We start from the raw sequence: 20,819 nt of genomic DNA on the forward strand, positions 1-20,819 counted from the left end.
TTGCATTTTACTGAGGAGAGGAGTTTTTTTTAACCTTAACCGTTTTATAGAAGTATGCCACACTCACTTCTTATAGTCGATGATGAACCTAACATCGTACAATCGCTTAGCCTGCTCTTTGATGACCATAAAGTTTATACTGCACACAGCGGCTTTGAAGCCTTAGAGTTTTTCAAGCGTGGTGAGCCAATTGATATCATCATTAGTGATCAGCGCATGCCCGGGATGTTAGGTGTTGAACTGCTGCGCGAAGTGTGTCGGATCAGTCCAAATACGGTGCGCATCTTGCTAACAGGCTATTCTGACTTAGATGCAATTATTGAATCCGTTAACGCCGGTGAAATTTTCCGCTACATCAATAAGCCGTGGCAGAGTAACAAACTCAAGGAAACGGTCGCGCTCGCAGGTGAATATGCCGAAAGGCTTAAAAGGACGCCCAGACCTGCGCCAAAGACAGCGAGTACATCAGCAGGGCTACTAAGTACGCTTGGGGTTAATTTACCGCCTACTGCAGTCAAAGAAAATTTGCTCTTCGTTGATCCAAGACCTGCAAACTTACAAGCCTATCAACAAGTGCTGGGTGATAAGTACGAGGTCTACACGGCAATAAATGCAGCAGAAGCCTTCAAAATTTTGAAAACAAAGCCGATTTCTGTACTGATTTCCGAAGTTAATCTACCTGATATCAGCGCAGCAGATTTTCTGGTTGCAGCGGCAATCGAAAAGCCTGATGTAGTAATGATTCTTTTAAGCGACAGCCGTGATGCCAGCATTGCGATTCGTCTCATCAATGAGGCGCAAGTCTTTCGCTATCTCGTCAAGCCGATGCAGCGAGAGCTGCTCAAATCCACGATCGAGCTTGCCATTTCACGCCATCAAACACTGGTAAGCGCACCGCAACTCAACACGCGTGTTGTAGCTAACACACAACTGACAGCACCACTGTCGCAAAGTGATGCACACTCGCTCGAGGAAGCACTGGCTAAAGTGCGCGAACTGGCTAAAATGCGTAAGACCTACTAGGACACAAAGAGCATATCAAATGCATAAAGCCCGAATGGCCTTCGGGCTTTACAATTTCTACGCTGCACAGGAGTGCGCAAGGGCAGTTACAGCAGAACACGAACATGTTTGGTGCCATCGTGAAAATGCAGCATCAGTTCATCACCTGTTTGTGCTTCAGCCGCAGATCGAATGGCTCGCCCTTCCTTGTAAGCCACAACATATCCACGATGCAAGATTTGCTCATGTCCTAAAGCAGATAAGCGTTTGATTGCACTGTCAAGCGCTGAAGAAGTGTAATGCATACGCTGTATAATGCCGTGTGCAAGGCGTTCTTGTGCATAGTCAAGGCGCTGCAAGAGCGTATCAAGTTCGCGCTTTGGACGGTTGAAAGCATAGCTGTTCACAAGAGCGTCAAGATCGATTTTACACTGTTCAACTCTGTTGTATAGCGAGGTGTGCATTGTGCGGGTTATGCGCGTGATTTGCTCTAAAATTTGCTCGGCAGGAGGCGCAACAATCTCTGCAGCCATCGATGGCGTGCTGGCGCGCACATCAGCGACATAGTCAGCAATGGTGAAATCCGTTTCGTGTCCAACAGCACTTACAATTGGAATCTTGGAGCAAGAGATTTCATATGCAAGCTCTTCACTGTTGAAACACCAGAGATCTTCAATAGAGCCACCACCGCGTGCCAAAATCAGCACATCAGGGCGCGGTTGCATAGTGTTGAAATAGCGCACGCCTGCAATGAGTTCTTTAGTTGCCTCTTCACCTTGCACACGTGCTGGATAAAGAATCAATTTTGCGACAGGATAGCGCCGCTCCAAAATCCTTCTCATATCTTCAATAACCGCCCCAGTCCGTGAAGTGATAATGCCAATGCGTTCGGGCAAGTGAGGCAAAGGCTTCTTACGCGCTTCATCAAACAGACCTGCTGTACGCAACTTCTCAAACAATTGTAAAAACTTTTGTTTTAGATAACCTTCACCGACAGGCTGTGCTGAAAAGCAACTGACTTGATAGCGACCTTGTGGCACATAGACTTGCAATTCACCTTCTACCACAAGCTCAAGCCCGTCTTTCATCTCAAAGCGCAATTTCTCAGCATAATTGCGCCACATGACAGCGTTGATTTGTGCTGAAGCATCTTTAAGTGTGAAATAAAGATGGCCTGAAGTCTGTTGCCTGAAGTTCGAGACCTCACCGCGTAACCGTACAAAGCCAATGCCTTGCTCAAGGATTGCTTTGATATGCGCGCTGAGTTCGCTAACCGAAAAAATCTGACTGTCAAACATAGCTAATATGAGGTTGTGTGGATAGAGCAATTTGGTTAAGTTAGAATGATAGTACAAGACACTAACTAAAGCAACATGTCTTCAACACTAAGCGTTATTGCAAAATCTCTTGCGCCTGTGCTGGGGGTGCCCGAAGCAAAAGTGAGCGAGTGGTTGCAAATCGTAATGTATCGCGTATGCGAAGAGCTCTTACTGTCAGGGACAGCTCAGCTCTCAGGCATCGGTGTAGTGCGCAAAGCGCATGTTCCATCACGACCAGTAGAGCGGGAGGATGTCATTTTAGTGACGCCGCCACGTTACAGTGTGGAGCTCATGCCCGAATCCGATGACAGCAACGGCGGATTGCTCTACGATGTTGCACTTGAGAGCCTCGGCTTAGATGATGATCTGGCTGAAAAGTTTAGTGCAGGTTTTGCAACTGCCGTTCGAAAAACACTAGAGTTCAAAAATCGTGTAGAGCTCGAGCCCTTAGGCGTGATTGTACGGACCGAAAAAAATATAGCGTTAGAGCCATCGGAGTGGCTACTTGATTTGCTCAATAAGCCCTATCAAAATCTTGCGCCAATACCGCTCACGAAAAAATCCAGCGCTCAAACTCCGCAAAGTAACACATTATCTGCAAAACCTGAACTGAGCCAACAAGAGACTTCAGAGACAGAACATCGTGCAGAAACCGCAAAGCCAACGCAAGCGACCGCTTCTGCTAACTTAACTGCAGCGCCACCTACGCCGCAGGTTGCCCCAACCGGGTTTAATCCTGCTGACTTTGGTCTGGACAATATCCCCGTAGAGAAGCAAGATGAAGAGAAAATTTTTCTGGAGCAGTCGGGTTTTCGGGCGGAGTTAGGCATAAAGCGCAGCAAAACAGAGAAGAGAAAGACCACATTTCAGCCGCCCATACCGTTGTCATTGGATGAGGTAGAATCCTTAGCAATAGACACACAGAAGGAGCAAGTGCGCAATTTTCTGGAAAATCAAGATACACCTCCTACTGAGCAAGCAAGTACAAAGACGGCTGCCGAAGCCGCACCACCGCTTAGAGTACCAAAAGAGGGCGTGAGCAAAAGCGCGATTTTTACACTCATTGGTGTCAGTGTTGCTGTCTTGGTAATCATCACCATGTTTTTCTGGGTGTCGCACAGTCACACGCCAGCTCCAAGTCCGACATCAAGCAGCACGATGCCTGTCCCTGCTGCTAAAAGTGAAGCCAAAACATCCGATAGCCAACAAACCTCTGAAAAGGGTGCAACAAGCGCTGATAACACGGCATCATCAAAACAGAATAATGCCGCAGAAAATCTCATTGCAAAGCCATCGGGGTCTTCAAGTAGTAGTAAGCCCGTATCAGCGCCAACAGTGGAGCAAAAAAGTGTAAGAACAAATTCAGAACCCCCGGCCTCGGGCGAAAAAAGCAGTCTGCCGCCCGAACTCTCTACGCCTGTTAATGAAGCCAAAGGGGGTTGGGCAATTGTGGTAGCGTCACGTCCGACAGAAGCTGAAGCGCGGGAAGTTGCTACTATGTATGCGCAGAAAGGATTCAATGTAAGCATCAAGCCGCGCACAGTGAATGGTGAGCTGCGCTACCGTGTGCGGATTGGACAATTCGCACAGCAAAGTGATGCGCTCAAAGCCATCAAGCAATACTCAGCGCAGTTGCCAAAAGGTGCATTTCTCGATAAAGTTCAGTAATCAGATTGCGTTCGCTTGAACGTGCAACATTTCAGAAAGGGGAAGTTACTATGAATCCACAAACTCATCGCGCTGAGGTAAGCGACGAGCAATTCTCGCATCTTTTCAAAGTGCTGCAAGCAGAGCAGCGTCCAGCAGAAAGCAATAGCGATGCAAATAATTTGCATCCTCAAACGATGTGTCCAGCCTTCGGTGGACTGCGTGTGCTAACGCGCATTGACGGTGCGCAGGTCTGCATGGCAACTGACAAAGGCTGCATGTATGGCTTGACGTTTGTGACGCACTTTTATGCAGCACGCAAGTCTATTGTCTCCCCAGAAGTGATGTCCACACAGCTTGCCAGCGGCAGTATCATTGATGATTTGCGTGCAACGATTGAAGAGATTGCTAAAGATCCAACGATTCGCCTGATTCCCGTGGTAAGTTTATGTGTGGCTGAAACAGCTGGCGTAGCTGAAGAACTCTTGCCCAAAAAAGTGGGTCATGCTGAAGTGGTGCTAGTGCGCCTGCCAGCGTATCTGCTTAAATCGCATCCTGAAGCCAAAGATATTGCATTGGAAGCGGTGCTCAAACGGCTTGCAAAGTCTTCAAACAAACGCGAGAAATCGATTGTCATTGTCGGTGAAATTTTCCCGCTGGATGCCATGGCTATCGGTGCAGTCTTGCAGCGCATGGGTGTAGAGTCCGTCATTACGCTGCCTTCACAGCATATCGATGATTTCATTGAAGCAGGAAGCGTAAGCGCAGTAGCTATCTTGCACCCCTTTTATGAACTTACAGAAGAATTCTTCAAGACGCGTGGCGTACCGATTATTGCAGGTAATCCAGTCGGTGTCAATTCTACATATAAATGGATAAAAGATGTCGGCAAGGCACTCGGCTTAGATGAAGCACGTGTTGAACAAGTGGCACAGGAAGAAAAAGCAAAAGTCAAAGCTGCGCTTGAGGCTAATCGACTCAAGGCGACCATTATCGTGGCAGGCTACGAAGGCAATGAATTTCCGCTTGTGCGTCTCTTGCTGGAAGCTGGAGCCAATGTCCCTTATGCGTCAACATCTATTGCGCGTACTGAACTTGGCGATGATGACCACAAGTTACTGACCATGCTCGGCACAGAGTTGCGTTACCGCAAGTACCTTGAAGAAGATCGTCGCGCTGTGCTGCAATACAAGCCCGATTTGGTCGTCGGGACAACCTCACTTGATAGTTATGTCAAAGAGTTAGGCATACCTGCTGTTTATTATACCAATATTATTTCTTCGCGTCCGATTTACTTTGCACAAGGTGCAAGCGCTATGCTGCAACTGATGAACGCGCTTGTAGGAAAACGAGACGCATATCAAAAAATAAAAGCATTTTTCGAGGGATAGAATTAATGTGCAAGCGCGCGCAGGGCAAGAAGAAAAAGAACGCAGCGTTTGGAAATATGTCTCACATGTGAGTGCAGCAAGCTCAGCGCAGACTCCACAGAAAAGCTGAAAAGAGCAGCTCGCTGGCAACAAAGCCTATCAGCATAGTAGAAGAGAAGGGGATATTCATTTTCAAGACGAGTTGATAGACAAAATTTGCAGCAATCAGCATGGCAGAAGCAAATGTTGCGGCAAAAACCACTGAGCCTTCGCGTGTGGCAGGAATACTTACCTGAAAGCCATCTGTGGCGGCGTGTAGCAAGGCAAGTGCAGAGACAAAATTAACGAAGGCGGAACACAGCAGCAAATAAGAGAAAACATGCAAAGCTTTCTTCTGAGATGACGGTTGCATTTTTATGGGCATAATCGAGATCTCATGTAATTTCCTCAAATTTGAAAATAAGAAAATTTGTATTTTTAGAGTTTTGCCGGCACGCTAAAAAACCAAGATAGAGCATTTGTATCACTTAAAGGGAAGACAATGAGCACAAAGAAGATTTTAATTTTCGACCGAGTAGGGCTCTCGGCAGAGATTACACAAGACGCTCTGAAATCGTTGCAATACGCCTTCGAGTACTTTTCTCCAAGGCAATCCGAAGAGCATCTCAAAGCGATTGGCACTGCATTCCATATGACGCCCATCTTGCTGCTGGTAGATGTAACTATGCTGCACCGCATCAATAAAATTATCCCGCAAAGTCTCTCAAGAATGTTTGCAGTAGCTGTGGTTGGCTTACCAGAAGAGTTTGAAGCGTTCGGTGATTTTAGCACACTGGTGCACAAGCAACAGCTGATTGACTTTCTGGAAATTCCTGTAAGTCCGTTACGCTTTAAGTTGCTTTTGCAGCGCGTACAGGTGCACTTCCAAGAGCGTGAGCGCCAAATGCTGCTGCGCCGAGAGCTTTCCGAACAGCGCGAAGAATTAGAAAAACTCAAGGACATTGGGATTGCACTCTCGAGCGAACAAGATATCACGCGCCTTTTGGAGATGATTCTTTCTATCAGCATGGAAATCTCTGGCGCTGACGCAGGCAGTCTTTACATCGTGGAGGAAAAACCGGGCGTAGAGTTTGACCGCAACAACTACCTTGCCAATAAGCAGCTACGCTTCAAACTAGCTCAAAATATCAGCCGTGAGGTGCCTTTCAAAGAGTGGGTGATGCCCATTACGCCAAATAGCATTGTGGGCTATGCTGCTCTGTCACGCGAGCCACTCAACATTCCTGATGTCTATCACTTGCCAGATCGTGTGCCGTACAGTTTCGGCGGTCGAGCATTTGACCAATCCATCAACTACCGCACAAAGTCGATGCTCACGGTGCCAATGCTTAATCACGACAAAGAAACAATTGGCGTCATTCAACTAATCAACAAAAACCAGACTTTCGCATTGTCTTGCCAGACCCGCAAGATGCAGTTAAGCACATTATTCCTTTCACACGCAAAGATGAAACATTCATTTATGCGTTAGCATCACAGGCGGCAGTGGCGTACGAAAATCGGTTGCTCTACGACAGCATCAGAAATCTGTTCGAAGGTTTCATCAAGCGTCTGTTACTGCCATTGAAGCGCGAGACCCCACGACCTCGGGTCACTCAGAGCGTGTGGCAATTTTAACCGTTGGTATCGCTGAAGCCGTAGATAGAATTCAGACAGGGATATTCAAAAATGTTAAGTTCTCACGGCGCGACCTTGAAGAAATTCGTTATGCCTCGCTCCTGCATGACTTCGGCAAAATTGGCGTGCGTGAGCGGGTCCTGGTCAAAGCAAAGAAACTCTATGACTATGAAATGCACTCTATCAAGGAGCGCTACGCACTAATCAAAAAAGCCATTGAACTCAAATACACAAAACAAAAACTGCTCTATCTCTTGGAGCGTACACGCAGCGAAGTGGAGCCTGAACTGCGACGATTAGATGCAGAAATGGCAGAAAAAATCGCGGAGCTCGATAGCTTTTTGGAGTTCATCATCAAAGTCAATGAACCCAGCATTTTGCGTTCAGAAGGGTTTGGCAAATTGCGTGAGATTCAATCCAAAGTCTTTATCTACAGCGAAGATGAAGTCTATCCGTACCTTTTAGAACATGAAGTGCAGCGACTTTCCATTCCAAAGGGAAGCCTTGATGAACGCGAGCGACGTGAGATTGAATCGCATGTGACGCATACGTTCAACTTCCTGCGCAACATTCCCTGGACAAACGACTTACGCCGTGTACCTGAAATTGCTTTTGCACATCACGAAAAACTTGATGGGTCAGGCTACCCGCGCCACATCACGGCTGAGGCGATTCCCCTGCAAGCCCGCATGATGACGATTTCTGATATCTACGATGCACTCACCGCACAAGACCGCCCCTACAAACCGGCAGTGCCAGCAGAAAAAGCACTAGACATTCTCCACTATGAGGTCAAAAGCGGTAAAATCGACAAAGACCTCTTCAATGTGTTTGTCGAAGCCAGAATCTTCGAGAAAGTAACGCCTCTGAGCGAACCTGTCAGCATAAATCAGAATGGCACAGCATCTGAGAATTGCAGTGCCGAACATCATCATCACGACGGGCATAAGCATTGAGTGCTTGTCAAAAGCGCAGGTTTGCATCCGTTACTTTTTCCATTTGATATTGCAGCCCACAGATGGCTTCTGCTCAATGGATATAGGACGACCTGCTAAAAGATCATCAAGTGCAGCGCGCAAGTCCTTACCTGTTACTTCAATTGCATTGCCAGGTCGTGAGTCATCAAACTGACCGCGATAGACTAAGCGAAGAGAGCTATCAAAGAGAAAAAAGTCAGGGGTGCATGCTGCATCATAAGCGCGCGCTACCTCTTGTGTTTCATCGAACAGATACGGAAACACATATCCTAAACGCTGCGCAACTTCCTTCATCTTTTCAGGTGAATCCTCAGGATAAGCTACAATATCGTTGGAGTTAATCGCAATAATCGAGACGCCTTTTGCGACATAGTCTTTTGCAAATCGCACAAGCCCACCCTGAATGTGCTGAACATATGGACAATGATTGCAAATGAACATCACAAGCGTAGCTTTGTCAGATTTAAGTTCGGCAAGCGACATCATTTTGCCTGACACCACGTCGGGTAGCGTAAAAGGCGGAGCCACTGTACCAAGTGGCAACATGGTTGAATAAGTCAGCGCCATAGGTTGAAGTGTGTTAAAGCAGTTACGAAAAAATGTAAGTCGAGTATTGGGAAAACCGCTGTACAATCTACAGTATTAAGCTCGGCAGAGCATCAAGTTTTGTAGCACAAAAATATGTGCTTTGACGTGCTTTTGCTAAATTCAAATACCCTGGCTCACAGAATAGTTTAGAGATGAAGTTTGTGTACTCCTTAATGCTCTGGCTCGGTGGCATATGGTGCTGCGGGTGGACGCAAGAGCAGATAAAACCAGACCGAGACAGTCTGCTGAGCGAGCTTGCCGATGCGAGGGACACAGCGCGTGCAGAGCTCTTGCATCGTCTTGTGCGCTACTATTGGCGTAATGAGCTCGATAGCGTAATGCACTATGCAAAAGAATTGCTCTGGCTGTCTCAAGCACTTAATTACAAGCGCGGTATAGCGCATGCTTACAACGCAGTAAGTTATGTCTATGAGCGGCGTGCAGATTTCCCCAAAGCTATGGAGACCCGCATGCAGGCACTAGCAGCCTATGAATCTATAAAAGATAAAAACGGTATTGCATGGTGCTACCACAGCTTAGGCAATATCTACGACTATCAAGCAAAATATGACCTTTCTCTGGACTATCACTTCAAAGCGCTGCGATTGCGAGAAGAACTTCAAGACCGAAAGGGCATATTGTGGTCGCTGAACCGCATTGGAGATAGCTACGCAAACCAAGGCAAGCATTTACTATCGCTCGAGTATCGCACAAAGGCACTGAAGTTAGCTGAAGAACTTGATGTGCAAGAGGGCATCTGCTCGGCAGCAATTGGCGTAGCCATGAGCTATCTGAATCTTGCAGACTATGCAGAAGCAAAGCGCTATGCACTCAACGCCCTAACGATAGCTCAAAGAATTGGCGATCAGCGATACGCTGACATGGCACTGACGACGCTCGGTGAAAGCGAAATGCAAGAAGGCAATTATGACCAAGCCATGCAATACTTTATCAAAGGCTTAGCAATCCGTCAAGAGCGAAAGATGCAAAACGCCGTCGCAGAGTCGCTTGAGCGAATTGGAAGAACACTTTTTCTGCAAAAGAAATATGATGCCGCCCTGCAATATGCTCAGCGCGCGCTTGAAGTCGCTGAGCAAGTGCAAGCACGCAACGAAGCAAAAAACGCCTACAAACTGCTCTCCGACATTTACCGCAGCAAAAGTGATTATGCAAATGCACTGACCTACTTTGAGAAATTTACAGCGCTGAAGGATTCACTTTTTTCGCTAGAGACGGAAAAGCACATCGCTGAATTGCAACTGAGCCTCGAAAACGAGCGCAAAGACCATGAAATCGAAGCCTTGCAAAAAGACCGTGAAGCGAAAATGATTGTGCAGCGCTCACTTGTACTTTTAGCCATGCTCTCGCTGATGATTATCGTGTTGATTGCCTTAAGCTATCGGCAGAAAGTAAAGCAGAATGCAAAACTCTCGGAGCTCAATGCCATGCTAACTGTCGCACGCGAAAAAGCTGACAAGGAGCGTCAAGCTGCCGAAGAAGCCAATGCGTTCAAGACCGAGCTGTTGGGGATTGCAGCACATGACTTACAAAATCCTCTTCAAAGCATTATGGGCTTCTCGATGCTGATGATCGAAAAATTGGAAGGGCAAGCTGAAGTAAAGTTCATGGCTGAAAACATCACGCATGCTGCTCGGCGCATGTTGCACATTATCACGGACTTGCTGAAGACCTCGGCGCTCGATAGCGGTACATTGATGTTGAACAAAAGGATGATCAATGTCAATGCACTGCTGCAAACTGTGATCTCAGAAAATATGTATGCCGCAGAGCGCAAGTTGCAAAAAATTACAGTGAGCCTTGAACCTCATCTTTATGCTGAGATGGATAGCGAACGAATGAGAGAGGTACTCGAAAATTTGATTAGCAATGCAATTAAGTATTCACCGAAAGGCACCTGTATCACAATCTCCAGTAATAGGAGAAGTAAAACCAGCGAGACTTCTCCCATAAGCCGTGCAGAAATACAAAACAACAATCTTGATACCACCATTCTCATTAGCATTCAAGACGAAGGTCAGGGACTAACACAGGACGACATGAAAAAACTCTTCGGCAAATTCCAACGCCTCTCTGCGCGTCCGACGGATGGTGAAAGCTCAACAGGTTTGGGGCTTTCAATCGTTAAGAAAATCGTGGAGTTACACAGTGGCAGAGTCTGGGCAGAATCCGAAGGCAAGGGCAAAGGTAGCACATTCTTTATTGAACTGCCACTTATAGCGACTGAGTCAAAGGTCATTGCATAATAAGCGGTAAGGTAAATTGTCAGACTGCGGCGTGCAGTTCGTCGTTTGAGGCGCACAAATTGCTATCTTTACAAACTTGCACCAGCAACGGACCACAATCTTGGCATGGCAGATAATCAAAAAGTAAATACGCTCTCCACGCTTGAGGCATGGATAGAAAAGCGGCGGCAACCCTTCACACTCAATGATGCAGCTGCAGGCACAGGCATTGCTGTGCAAGACCTTGTAAATGCGTTCGACGAATTGATTAGCAAGTACTACTGCCGTGTGCAAGCCACGTCGCAAGGCGATGTTATCTACGACTTTGGTGAAACGCTGCGGCGACGCAACGCTAAAACAGCAACTGAAATTTTTCTTGAGATTCTCAATTGGCTCTGGAAAGGCTTTCAAGCCATTTACAAGGTCTGTATTGCCCTCGTGATGGTGGTCTATTTTGTCATCTTTGTCGTCATAATTGTGGTTGCCGTCATCCTAGCATCGTCTTCGAGCAAAAATGAAAAGAAAGGCTCTTCCCTGAATTTGAACATTATCGGCGATTTATTTGCAGCCATCTTTCGCTTCTCACACATGACAAATACGGTAATGTATGTAACAGACGCGGCAGGCTATCGCTATCCGCAGTATCAACCTGAGCCAGCTGCCCTCAACGAAAACAAAAAGGGATTCATGGCGTCTGTCTATGACTTTGTCTTCGGACCGCCGCGCGTGCCTGTCGACCACCTCAGCAATGAAAAAGAACTTGCTGCCTTTTTGCGGAAAATAGAGGAGTAACCGTTGGCGCAGAACTTCAAGCCCTGGCAGGCTGGACCACTGACCAAATGGAAGACTTCCTTGCCGCTTACTCAGCAAAGTTTCACGGACGATTGAAAGTTACAGAAGAGGGCGTGCTCTATGCCGAATTCGATGAACTCTTGCGCGGCAAAATCAAGACCGATGAAACGCAAATCGTCTACTACTGGGATGAATACGAGCCGGAATATCTTTGGACAGGCAACGACTTTGGGCGCAATCTTGTTATCGTACTTATGAATTTGTTTAATCTGATTTTCTCGTTTTTGGTGCTTACAGCAGAGCATACAATTCTGGAGTTGATTGTGATTACACCTGCAGTGCGCCTTGCACTGGGCTGGGTACCGTTTATTTATTCTGTTTTGTTTTTTCTCATTCCACTCGTGCGTGGAGTGTGGGTACTCAAGAAACAGAAAGAGCGCCATGAAGCCAACATGCGGCGGCGCGTGATGAAAGCTATCTTCGCAAATCAAGCTGCGCCAAAAACCCTCGAGGAAATTGAAAGACTTGTAAATTCCGAGCCGAATATGGAAAAACTCTCAAGACAGACAATTCAGCACATTTTGGATAACTTACTGCTCGAGCTGCGCGGCAGACTTGAAGCAGATATGTCTGACGGTAAAGCGCGATATGTGTTTGAGCAAATTCATAACGAACTCAAAGCAATCGATGTGATCCGTCGCACGCGTGCCGTAAGCTATGATTTAGGTGACACAATTTTAGATTCAGGTGTGTAATTTTTACGAAAATGACAAGTCAGCACGATAAAGATCAACAGACGCCCCAAGTGCATGAAGATAGCCCTGAACTCTGGTGGGGCTGGAAAATCACGAATTTCTTGCCAATTTTACTGATTCGCTTCTACAAACTGGTGCTTTCGCCTTATTTTGGAGGCAGTTGTCGCTTTGAGCCAACCTGTTCGAGTTATGGACTAGAAGCATTTCAAACGCATAACTTTTTTGCAGCGTTTTGGCTTACGCTATGGCGCATTCTACGCTGCAATCCATTTGTGAAAGGCGGATACGATCCTGTACCGAAACCGCATTCACACAAGCACAAGCATTCATAACATACACCGACAATGGACAGAAACACGCTTATTGGCTTTTTACTCATCGGACTCATTTTTATTGTCTGGTTTCAACTCCTCACACCTTCGACACCACCTAAGCCGCCGAAACCCAAAGTGCTAGATTCAGCGGCATTAGCCTATGCTGATTCGGTAGAAAAAGCCCTCGCCCAAAAAGCATTGCGCACCCAAAAAGTGGGCGAATTTGCAGCGGTCATGGAAGGCACTACCGACACCATCACCGTGGAAACAGACCTCTTTACAGCGAAACTTTCAAGTAAAGGCGCGACCCTCATCTCTTTCGTGCAAAAAAAGTACCTTGACTGGGAGCGCAAACCCTTCGACCTTATCACAGCAAAAGATGGGGCACTATCTTTGCTTTTTGAAACCACAGATGCGCGTCAATCTGTCGTCAATACAAATGACCTTTACTTTACACCAAAAACATCGGAGCGCAACTTCAAACTCAGTGGCAAGCAATCTGCAACAATTCCTTTTGAGATAGACCTTGCAAATGGCAAGCGCATCAAAGTCGTTTATACCTTTACAGGCGATAAATATCAAATTCGATACCAAACGGAACTCGTAGGCTTAAGTGAGCTTGTGCGGGGTGCAACCTACCAAGTTGCGTGGAATGGTGGACTAGCACATTCAGAAAAAGATGAAAACGAAGAAGCTAACAGTTCCTATGCTCATGCTTACTTTAACGGCTCACTCGAGAGATTGGATGCCGATAGCAAGGACAAAGAGTTCAAATTGCAGCCCGATGGCTCAACGAAGTGGGTATCGGTGCAAAGCAAATACTTTCTTGCAGCTATCATTGCCGATGAACCTGCCGAAGGTGCCTATTTGCAAGGCAAACGCACTGTGAAAGACGATAAGCATGTTTTTGAAGATTACACTGTTGCGTTAAAGCCACGATTGCCCGCCAATCAAAGCCTCGTACAACATGCTTTCACGCTCTACATCGGTCCTCTGGATTACGTCTTGGTTCGCGAAGCAGGATCCGATCTTGAAAAGACAATGGATTTCGGCTGGGAGTGGATTACACGCCCATTTGCAGAGTGGATTATTTTACCAGTCTTTAACTTGTTGGAACGCTTTATCTCAAATTATGGGATTATCATCATCATCTTTGCACTGCTGATTAAACTTGTTACCTATCCACTGACGGTTGCCTCCACAAACTCAATGAAGAAAATGGCGCAATTGCAGCCGCAAATTCAAGAACTGCAAAAGAAGTATGCAAACGATGCGGCAAAATTGCAAAGCGAATTAGGCAAAATCTACAAAGAAGCAGGTGTTAATCCGTTGAGTGGGTGTTTGCCTGTACTGCTGCAAATGCCACTACTCTTTGCCATGTTCTATGTGATTCGCTCCTCAATCCAATTGCGGCAAGAGAGTTTCCTCTGGGCAAGCGACCTGTCCACAGCTGACGCTATTATCACACTTCCTTTCTCTATTCCGCTCTATGGCTCGCACATCGCAGTCTTTCCAATTTTGATGGCGATTACCACATATTTCCAGCAGAAAATCACGCCGACAAGCGCACCAAGCGAACAGACGAAAGTGTTCAATATTATACTGCCCATCATGCTCTTGCTCTTCTTCAACAACATGCCGTCGGGATTAGGACTCTACTACCTAATGTTCAATGTCTTCAGCATCGTGCAGCAGCTCTATGTCAATTGGCAAGCTAAACGCAACCCTGCGCCTGTCGGTTCTAAGCTGGCACCGGCGTCAAAATCAAATGCGGTACAAGAGACACAAAAGAAAAATCCCAAAAAGAAAGCAAAGGTAAGTTAAACCGTAGCGCCGAATAGAGACGCGCTTTGAGTTGCGCAAAAATTCAATGATTGAGACGCTGTATCAGCTTGATGTCTGGCTGTTTCGCTGCATCAATGAAGGAGGTGGGCAGCCGTATCTTGATGGCATCATGCTGTTCATTACGGATTTCAAACGCTCTTGGATTGTTGCAGCGGCAGCATCGCTTTATATCGTCTGGACGCGTCGCAAAGAAAGTATAGCACCGCTGGTATTGTGTCTCATGGCAATTGGTATAGCTGACCAAACTGCATCTGGTTTCTTCAAACCACTCGTGCAGCGCACACGTCCATGCTTTGAACTTGAACAGGTACGGCTGCTCTTAGACCAAACGCACTCGTTTTCATTTGCATCCTCACATGCTGCAAATACAGCGGCAGTTGCAACAATCGTATGGGTGTTTTTCTCAAAATCTGGCACGATTGATAAGATAGTAGCGTGGAGTTTAGTCCTATTTGCATTCTTGTCGGGATACTCACGCGTCTATGTCGGTGTACATTATCCACTTGATGTCATAGCTGGGTGGGGGATTGGCGTCGGCGCAGGAGCAATCACCTATCTGTGCTTTGCCTTTGTCTGGAAAAACTTTGTTGAGCCACGTCGAAGACATGCTGCTGACCATGAGCGCTGAAAATCAGGCATCGGAAGAGGGCAGAGAATAATGTGGTCAGATACGCTCAAGATGATGTTTTGCGCTCGCGCTTTGAGTAAGGCTCATTGTTAGTTAGAAAATTGCGCCACCACTTTTTCTCTGACTTAGCGTGGTGCTCAACTGAGGCTTGATGACCTTGCTTTGCTCCAGCCTGATGAGAATAAGTGTGCGAGGCAGAACTTGCTGTGCTCATGCCAACTGTTGCGGCATTTGTCTGAAACGAGCTATGATGTGATGACGGTCTGCGCAATTTTTTCTCTGCGGTAGAAGCCTGACCCTGTGCACGCTCCGATGTGCGAGAGACAGACTTTGGCGGCGCAGGCGCTACAGAGTTACGATGAATGGCACGTGCAGCGTATTCAAACTCTGGATAGCGGCGCAGCTCGAAACGCGTGCCCACATAACTGCAAATACGGCGGAAATAGTGAAACTCTTCGTCTGAGACAAGCGTCAGCGCGTCGCCTGTGGCAGAAGCGCGTCCTGTCCGACCAATGCGATGCACGTAGTCTTCAGCAAAAGTCGGTACATCAAAGTTGATGACATGTGAAATGCCCTCGATATCAAGACCGCGGGCGGCAATGTCTGTAGCAACAAGGACTTTGTAATGCTTCTTGCGAAATCCTGCTAATGCACGCTGGCGCTGGGCTTGCGTGCGATTTGCATGAATCGCTACTGCGGTTATGCCATGTCGCTCTAACTGATGTGCAAGTTTATCTGCGCCGTGCTTAGTGCGAGAGAAAACTAAAACGCTATCCATCTCTACCGTATCGAGAATGTGAAAGAGCAAAGCGAGTTTTTGTTCCGAAGAAACTGCATAGAAGTGCTGTGTAACTGAAGTTGTTACGGCGCGTCGTTCCCCTATTTCCACAACTTTTGGCTGACGCTGAACAGTTGCCGCCAGCGATTCGATATTCTTAGACATCGTGGCAGAAAATAGCAGGGTTTGTCGCTCGCGCGGCATAGCAGCGATAATTTTTTTGACATCATTGACAAAACCCATATCCAGCATACGGTCTGCTTCATCAAGCACAAGGATTTGCACATGTGAGAGGTCAATGGTACGGCGCTGAATATGATCAAGCAAGCGTCCGGGCGTTGCAATCAGAATATCCACACCGCGCCGTAACTGTTGCACTTGTTTGTGCATATCCGCGCCGCCATAAATTGTAGCTGAAGACAGTTTCATAAAGCGACCATAATTTTTCACAGATGACTCAACTTGTGTAGCCAGCTCGCGCGTCGGTGTAAGAATAAGCGCGCGTATTAAGTGGCGAGTTGGTGTCGGCGTGCTCGAAAGCAAATTCAGCATAGGCAGCACAAATGCTGCGGTTTTACCCGTGCCGGTGTTGGCAAGCCCGATGATGTCGTTGCCTTGCACAGCGAGCGGAATTGCTTTGGCTTGAATTTCTGTAGGAGCGGTATAGCCCGTGGCAAGAATGCCTTGCACGAGCGCATCGGCAAGACCCAGTTGCGAAAATGACATATGTTGTTGCATTTAAGTGAAAAGACGCGCTATAAAATTGGAGTGAAACAGAATGAATGCAGATGACGGACAACTGGGGACTGTGATCGGCAGTTCGCCTGCTTCGCTTCGCCGAGCTTGGATGCAAGCGTGCAGCGAAATGCTCGCTTAGAACAAGCGTGTCTTGTTAAAAACTAAAGATACATGCAAATCCTGTAAAATCCTAAACCCTGCGCACGAAATTGAAAATGAAAACGCAAAGGGCAAAAGCAAAGGGTGTAGATGTTCTTGTCTGCTAAGTCTTACAGGCTAATTGAGCCAGTCTTTTTTTGTGCAGTTTTGAAATCACAAAGAAGTTTGTGAAATTTTGCTTGTTGATTCCCATCTTCAATCTGCTGGAAGGAGGAAGTAAAATGACCGGCAAAGTTGACAAGCGCAACGAAAAACTGCTCTCCAACATCCAACTCGATAACTTCGACTTTCTTGAAATACCCGAACTCTACATCTACTCAGGAGAGCTAACACGCAAGGAAGTGGCATATTTGCGAGAGCGTTTGGAAGAAATGCGCCGTGTAAGAGAAAACTGCGACTACGAATCGCAAGTTCGTATGCGCCAAGCTAATGAGCGCGACATTGCACATTACTTCGGCGAAATGCGCTATCGACGCTTGCAACTTCGAATGCAGATGAACCTTAAAGAATATTGCGAGCGCTTCATTGAAAGTTCCGAAGATGAAGTGATGTCGCGTTTTTCTCTGCGCCGCATGATGCGTCGCATTGAGCGTACCCTCTCTCGTTGGATTCGAAATTTGAATGGATAAATCGCGCAAAAAGATTTTGCTCGTCGCAAATACTTCGTGGTTTCTCTACAACTTTCGCTTTGGTGTTATCAGGCACTTTCAAGCTCAAGATGTTGAGACGGTTGCAGTTGCGCCCAGTGATGCTTATGCTCAGCGGTTACGCAATCACGGCTGCCGCACCATAGATGTTTTTTTACAGCCGCGTGGTATCAATCCGCTAAACGATGTGCGCTATTTCTGGCATCTTTACAAAATCTATGCAGATGAGCACCCATCCCTCATCATCCACTATACCATAAAGCCGAATATCTATGGCTCGCTGGCAGCCATGTTGCTGGGCTTGCCCTCCGTGGCGGTCGTGAGTGGTGCAGGACATGCCTTTGCGCACAAGGGTTGGCTCAATAGCATCGCCAAGCTTCTGCTACGAAAAGCTCTGCGTTATTCAAGAGAAGTGTGGTTTGTTAATCCCGAAGACCGTGCACTGTTTGTGTCCGAAAAATTGGTCAGTTCAGAAAAAGCGTATCTTTTCCCCGGAGAAGGGATTGATACGCGTCACTTTTGTCCGATGACAGCTAGCACACACACTTCGTCAAAGAAAATCGTTTTTTTGCTGAGCGCGCGACTGCTGCGCAAGAAAGGAATCGAGCTCTACGCTCGAGCAGCAAAACAATTAAAGACCAAATATCCACACGCTGAATTTCGCTTGCTTGGCTTTCTTTCGGCAAAAGATCCGGCGTTTGTCTCCAGAGATGAGATTGAGCGTTGGAAGGACTACATCAGTTATTTGGGTGAAACACAAGAGGTTTTGCCTTATGTGCAAGCAGCGGACTGCGTGGTGCTCCCATCGCTATATCGTGAAGGCACACCGCGCACATTGCTCGAAGCAGCAAGTCTTGAGAAACCTGTAATCGCTACTGATTCAGTGGGTTGCCGTCAGATTGTTGAAGATGGTGTAACGGGTTTCTTAGTGCAGCCCAACAGCGTGAGTGATTTGGTAGAAAAGCTCGAGCGAATAATCACAATGCCAGAGGCAGCACGCTTAGAAATGGGCAAACGCGCACGGCTAAAAATGATTAAGGAGTTCGACGAATCTTTGGTTCTGCGGTGCTACGATGACATGCTGCGTCGGCTTAAACTGCTCTAACAGCTTTTTCCAAGGCTTCAAGCACGCATTGCGCAGTGTTGAGCCATGAAAATTTCTTTGCTTGCGCATAGCCGCTTGTCACAAGACGCTGCCGCAACATCTCATTGCTCCACATGTCAAGTAGCCGATGCGTTAAGTCTTCCATGGTGTCGTATCGCAGTGCTGCATCGCCTGCGGTCTCGGGCATTGCGGTCCGATTAGCAATAATCACGGGGCACCCGACATGCATCGCTTCCACAATCGGCATGGCAAACGACTCATAGCGGCTTGTCATCACAAGTGCAACTGCTGACGCATAAAACGCCCGCAGGTCTTCTGACTTTACATACCGTGCGCAAAAAACTTTTGTGTCCAACGCATGTTGCTCAATGAAGGCATCAATTGCTTCTTGATCATTGCCAGCACTGCCGACCATCACCAGTCGTAGAGCAGGATTTTCGACCAAAGCCGCTCGGAATGCAGATAGCAGTTCGATGTAGTTTTTATACTTGTGGCTAATACCGACACTCAAGAAAAATTGGTCAAAAGGCACAGCGTATTTGTGGAGTGTGGCGCAGCGTTCTTCTTCAGAAATCTTTACCTCAAAATGTGGTGCCGCTGCCGCTGGCGCAAGCAAAATGCGGGCAGGCTCTATACCGTAGTGCTTGACAAGGTCAGACTTGGCATACTCCGATACTGTGAGAATATATGCCGCTTGCTTGATAGCGTGTGTAATCATGGTATCAAGATACCATCGGCGGGGGCGTTCAATGAGTTCAGGATAAACTTTGATGAGCGCATCGTGGACAATCACAACAGCAGGCACATGGCTTAACACAGGCTTAGTAAAGAAGGGATAGAGCGTAACATCAACTTGCATATCACGCAGTCGCTTCGGCAAGATAAGTTGCTCCCAGGCAATGCGGTGTGCGGTGCCATATAATTTTACTTTCTCACTGTTCATGCTACTGGATTCAAACCCACTAGCGAAGTGATATGCGGCATCAGTGAAGACCGTGAAATGATATGCAGAAGGAACTTGAGCCAGCGCTTTGAGCAAATGATGCGTGTACAAACCTGTGCCGGCATTTTGATTTTTTAGGAGCAGTGCATCGATTGCAACATGCATCGTTTTAGCTTCTCTGAATTATTTGAAGAATATGACTAAGCCTTGTTGCAACGGATTTCCACTCGGCATCAGCACGCTGCATAATCACACCGCTACGGAAGCGTTGCCATGTTTCATGCTCGACCACAATAGAGTGCATCGCCTCTGCCCAACCGGCAATATCATGCGTTGCAATTGTTCTGCCTTCTACACCATCAGCAAGCAGTGAAGTGAAAGCTTGTGTTTTGCTGGCTAACACTGGTATGCCAACGCTTCGTGCCCACTGCAAAACACCACTTGCAGAGACAAATCCTAAGTCTGAATACGGCATCGCGAGCGCATTGACCGACCGCAAAAATGCCATAATCTCAGGCTCATCTAAATAGCCTCTGAACTGCACGCTGTCCGTAAGCGCATACTTTTGTACCAGACCTTGAACGCGCTGCAAGTAGAGCGAGCCTTTTCTCGTAATCGGTTCGCCATAAATGACGAGACGCGGACAAGGTTTGTTTTCTTTCTTCAGGCGATATGCAGCTTCAATCAAAATATGCAAGCCTTTATGCGGATTGATGTAGCCGAAGTATCCCAGCGTGGGTACGGATGAAGTTGGAGCAGGTGCGCATTCAGGCGGGTCAAGATACAGCAGATGCGGAACATAAAACACCTGCGGCACAAACGGAAAAAATCGCTTAAACTTTTCTTCTAAGATTTGTTTGCCAAGGGGCGTGAGTGTAACGAAGATGTCGCACTGCTGAATCATGTCTCGTTCAAGCGTCCAATCCAGTGCATCTAGAAAAAGGCGTCGCAGGGCGCGCGTCAATGTGAAGGCGGACATCTTTTCCAAGAGAGGCGTCATTTCAACGGCAAAGCGCGGTGGGTCATGAATAGTAATCAGTCGCCGCAGGTCTGGTCGCTGCTTTTTCTGACGGCGGAGTGCCTGAAAAATTTTGCCTTCGCCCACGCTCATCTCTGCCATGATGATGCTGTGCTTGGGCAGAGAGCGATAGCATTGCTCAAACTCCATGTCATCGACACGGCGGAAGACAAATTCGGGAGCATATTTTTTCATCGCAGAACAAAGCAGGCTCGCATACTGAGAAATGCCATTGAGAGGATGCAACTTCGGGGTAAGATAGATAATTTCCATT

At 47.1% G+C, this 20,819-nt stretch carries 19 protein-coding genes; 13 read left to right on the forward strand and 6 right to left on the reverse strand.

The genetic code is table 11. From position 1 onward, the window contains the following. Positions 1-54: 54 nt before the first annotated feature. The gene (locus tag CMR00_06845; GenBank protein ID PIO48049.1) at positions 55-1,023 is read left to right on the forward strand and encodes a response regulator; all 969 of its coding nucleotides are present in this window, start codon (positions 55-57) and stop codon (positions 1,021-1,023) included. Positions 1,024-1,109: 86 nt separating this feature from the next. Here CMR00_06845 and CMR00_06850 read toward each other — a convergent pair whose 3' ends face one another. Next, a complete protein-coding gene (locus CMR00_06850; protein PIO48050.1) occupies positions 1,110-2,300 on the reverse strand; it encodes an exodeoxyribonuclease VII large subunit in 1,191 nt (396 codons plus the stop codon). Between the two features lie 75 nt (positions 2,301-2,375). Between CMR00_06850 and CMR00_06855 the strand changes: the two genes are divergently transcribed. After that, positions 2,376-3,989: a hypothetical protein gene (locus tag CMR00_06855; protein PIO48051.1), complete on the forward strand. Its 1,614-nt coding sequence runs from the start codon at positions 2,376-2,378 to the stop codon at positions 3,987-3,989. 176 nt (positions 3,990-4,165) lie between these two features. Then, complete coding sequence (gene bchY, locus CMR00_06860) at positions 4,166-5,359, forward strand: chlorophyllide a reductase subunit Y (GenBank protein PIO48092.1); 1,194 nt, start codon at positions 4,166-4,168, stop codon at positions 5,357-5,359. A gap of 82 nt (positions 5,360-5,441) precedes the next feature. Here bchY and CMR00_06865 read toward each other — a convergent pair whose 3' ends face one another. Then, positions 5,442-5,762, reverse strand: coding sequence for a hypothetical protein (locus CMR00_06865; GenBank protein PIO48052.1), 321 nt, complete (start codon positions 5,760-5,762; stop codon positions 5,442-5,444). Between the two features lie 117 nt (positions 5,763-5,879). On the opposite strand from CMR00_06865, the gene CMR00_06870 reads away from it, so the two are divergent. Continuing rightward, the gene (locus tag CMR00_06870; protein PIO48053.1) at positions 5,880-6,869 is read left to right on the forward strand and encodes a hypothetical protein; all 990 of its coding nucleotides are present in this window, start codon (positions 5,880-5,882) and stop codon (positions 6,867-6,869) included. Between the two features lie 133 nt (positions 6,870-7,002). Further along, a complete protein-coding gene (locus CMR00_06875; GenBank protein PIO48054.1) occupies positions 7,003-7,971 on the forward strand; it encodes a hypothetical protein in 969 nt (322 codons plus the stop codon). A 30-nt stretch (positions 7,972-8,001) separates the two neighbouring features. On the opposite strand, the gene CMR00_06880 is transcribed toward CMR00_06875, so the two are convergent. Beyond that, positions 8,002-8,559 (reverse strand): thioredoxin family protein, encoded by a 558-nt coding sequence (locus CMR00_06880; protein PIO48055.1) that lies wholly within the window; start codon positions 8,557-8,559, stop codon positions 8,002-8,004. Positions 8,560-8,732: 173 nt separating this feature from the next. Here CMR00_06880 and CMR00_06885 point away from each other — a divergent pair, with 173 nt between their 5' ends. The 6 genes from CMR00_06885 (at position 8,733) to CMR00_06910 (ending at position 15,157) form a co-directional block, all read left to right on the forward strand. Continuing rightward, entirely contained in the window at positions 8,733-10,844 is a 2,112-nt protein-coding gene (locus tag CMR00_06885; GenBank protein ID PIO48056.1) for a hypothetical protein, read from the forward strand. Between the two features lie 105 nt (positions 10,845-10,949). Then, positions 10,950-11,615 (forward strand): hypothetical protein, encoded by a 666-nt coding sequence (locus tag CMR00_06890; GenBank protein PIO48057.1) that lies wholly within the window; start codon positions 10,950-10,952, stop codon positions 11,613-11,615. A gap of 47 nt (positions 11,616-11,662) precedes the next feature. Next, the gene (locus CMR00_06895; protein PIO48058.1) at positions 11,663-12,370 is read left to right on the forward strand and encodes a hypothetical protein; all 708 of its coding nucleotides are present in this window, start codon (positions 11,663-11,665) and stop codon (positions 12,368-12,370) included. Positions 12,371-12,381: 11 nt separating this feature from the next. Then, entirely contained in the window at positions 12,382-12,702 is a 321-nt protein-coding gene (locus CMR00_06900) for a membrane protein insertion efficiency factor YidD (GenBank protein ID PIO48059.1), read from the forward strand. Positions 12,703-12,714: 12 nt separating this feature from the next. Continuing rightward, entirely contained in the window at positions 12,715-14,508 is a 1,794-nt protein-coding gene (locus CMR00_06905) for a protein translocase component YidC (protein PIO48060.1), read from the forward strand. Between the two features lie 49 nt (positions 14,509-14,557). Beyond that, entirely contained in the window at positions 14,558-15,157 is a 600-nt protein-coding gene (locus CMR00_06910; protein PIO48093.1) for a phosphatase PAP2 family protein, read from the forward strand. Positions 15,158-15,203: 46 nt separating this feature from the next. On the opposite strand, the gene CMR00_06915 is transcribed toward CMR00_06910, so the two are convergent. Continuing rightward, on the reverse strand, positions 15,204-16,673 hold the full coding sequence (locus CMR00_06915; protein ID PIO48061.1) for a hypothetical protein: 1,470 nt from the start codon (positions 16,671-16,673) through the stop codon (positions 15,204-15,206). Between the two features lie 296 nt (positions 16,674-16,969). Between CMR00_06915 and CMR00_06920 the strand changes: the two genes are divergently transcribed. Beyond that, positions 16,970-17,461: a hypothetical protein gene (locus CMR00_06920; protein ID PIO48062.1), complete on the forward strand. Its 492-nt coding sequence runs from the start codon at positions 16,970-16,972 to the stop codon at positions 17,459-17,461. After that, positions 17,454-18,584, forward strand: a complete 1,131-nt coding sequence (locus CMR00_06925) for a glycosyl transferase (protein PIO48063.1) — start codon at positions 17,454-17,456, stop codon at positions 18,582-18,584. The genes CMR00_06920 and CMR00_06925 overlap by 8 nt, the downstream gene beginning before the upstream one ends. Here CMR00_06925 and CMR00_06930 read toward each other — a convergent pair. Together CMR00_06930 and CMR00_06935 are read right to left on the reverse strand one after the other, a co-directional pair. Continuing rightward, on the reverse strand, positions 18,571-19,692 hold the full coding sequence (locus CMR00_06930; GenBank protein PIO48064.1) for a hypothetical protein: 1,122 nt from the start codon (positions 19,690-19,692) through the stop codon (positions 18,571-18,573). The two genes, CMR00_06925 and CMR00_06930, sit on opposite strands and share 14 nt — an antisense overlap. A gap of 4 nt (positions 19,693-19,696) precedes the next feature. Beyond that, the gene (locus CMR00_06935; protein ID PIO48065.1) at positions 19,697-20,818 is read right to left on the reverse strand and encodes a hypothetical protein; all 1,122 of its coding nucleotides are present in this window, start codon (positions 20,816-20,818) and stop codon (positions 19,697-19,699) included. Position 20,819: the final 1 nt, after the last annotated feature.

This window comes from [Chlorobium] sp. 445, assembly GCA_002763895.1.
Lineage (GTDB): Bacteria > Bacteroidota > Chlorobiia > Chlorobiales > Thermochlorobacteraceae > Thermochlorobacter.

Coding starts and splice junctions, on each gene's coding strand:
- CMR00_06845 (PIO48049.1), top strand. CDS start 55: ATGCCACACTCACTTCTTATAGTCGATGATGAACCTAACATCGTACAA.
- CMR00_06850 (PIO48050.1), bottom strand. CDS start 2,300: ATGTTTGACAGTCAGATTTTTTCGGTTAGCGAACTCAGCGCGCATATC.
- CMR00_06855 (PIO48051.1), top strand. CDS start 2,376: ATGTCTTCAACACTAAGCGTTATTGCAAAATCTCTTGCGCCTGTGCTG.
- bchY (PIO48092.1), top strand. CDS start 4,166: ATGTGTCCAGCCTTCGGTGGACTGCGTGTGCTAACGCGCATTGACGGT.
- CMR00_06865 (PIO48052.1), bottom strand. CDS start 5,762: ATGCCCATAAAAATGCAACCGTCATCTCAGAAGAAAGCTTTGCATGTT.
- CMR00_06870 (PIO48053.1), top strand. CDS start 5,880: ATGAGCACAAAGAAGATTTTAATTTTCGACCGAGTAGGGCTCTCGGCA.
- CMR00_06880 (PIO48055.1), bottom strand. CDS start 8,559: ATGGCGCTGACTTATTCAACCATGTTGCCACTTGGTACAGTGGCTCCG.
- CMR00_06885 (PIO48056.1), top strand. CDS start 8,733: ATGAAGTTTGTGTACTCCTTAATGCTCTGGCTCGGTGGCATATGGTGC.
- CMR00_06890 (PIO48057.1), top strand. CDS start 10,950: ATGGCAGATAATCAAAAAGTAAATACGCTCTCCACGCTTGAGGCATGG.
- CMR00_06895 (PIO48058.1), top strand. CDS start 11,663: ATGGAAGACTTCCTTGCCGCTTACTCAGCAAAGTTTCACGGACGATTG.
- CMR00_06900 (PIO48059.1), top strand. CDS start 12,382: ATGACAAGTCAGCACGATAAAGATCAACAGACGCCCCAAGTGCATGAA.
- CMR00_06905 (PIO48060.1), top strand. CDS start 12,715: ATGGACAGAAACACGCTTATTGGCTTTTTACTCATCGGACTCATTTTT.
- CMR00_06915 (PIO48061.1), bottom strand. CDS start 16,673: ATGCAACAACATATGTCATTTTCGCAACTGGGTCTTGCCGATGCGCTC.
- CMR00_06925 (PIO48063.1), top strand. CDS start 17,454: ATGGATAAATCGCGCAAAAAGATTTTGCTCGTCGCAAATACTTCGTGG.
- CMR00_06930 (PIO48064.1), bottom strand. CDS start 19,692: ATGCATGTTGCAATCGATGCACTGCTCCTAAAAAATCAAAATGCCGGC.
- CMR00_06935 (PIO48065.1), bottom strand. CDS start 20,818: ATGGAAATTATCTATCTTACCCCGAAGTTGCATCCTCTCAATGGCATT.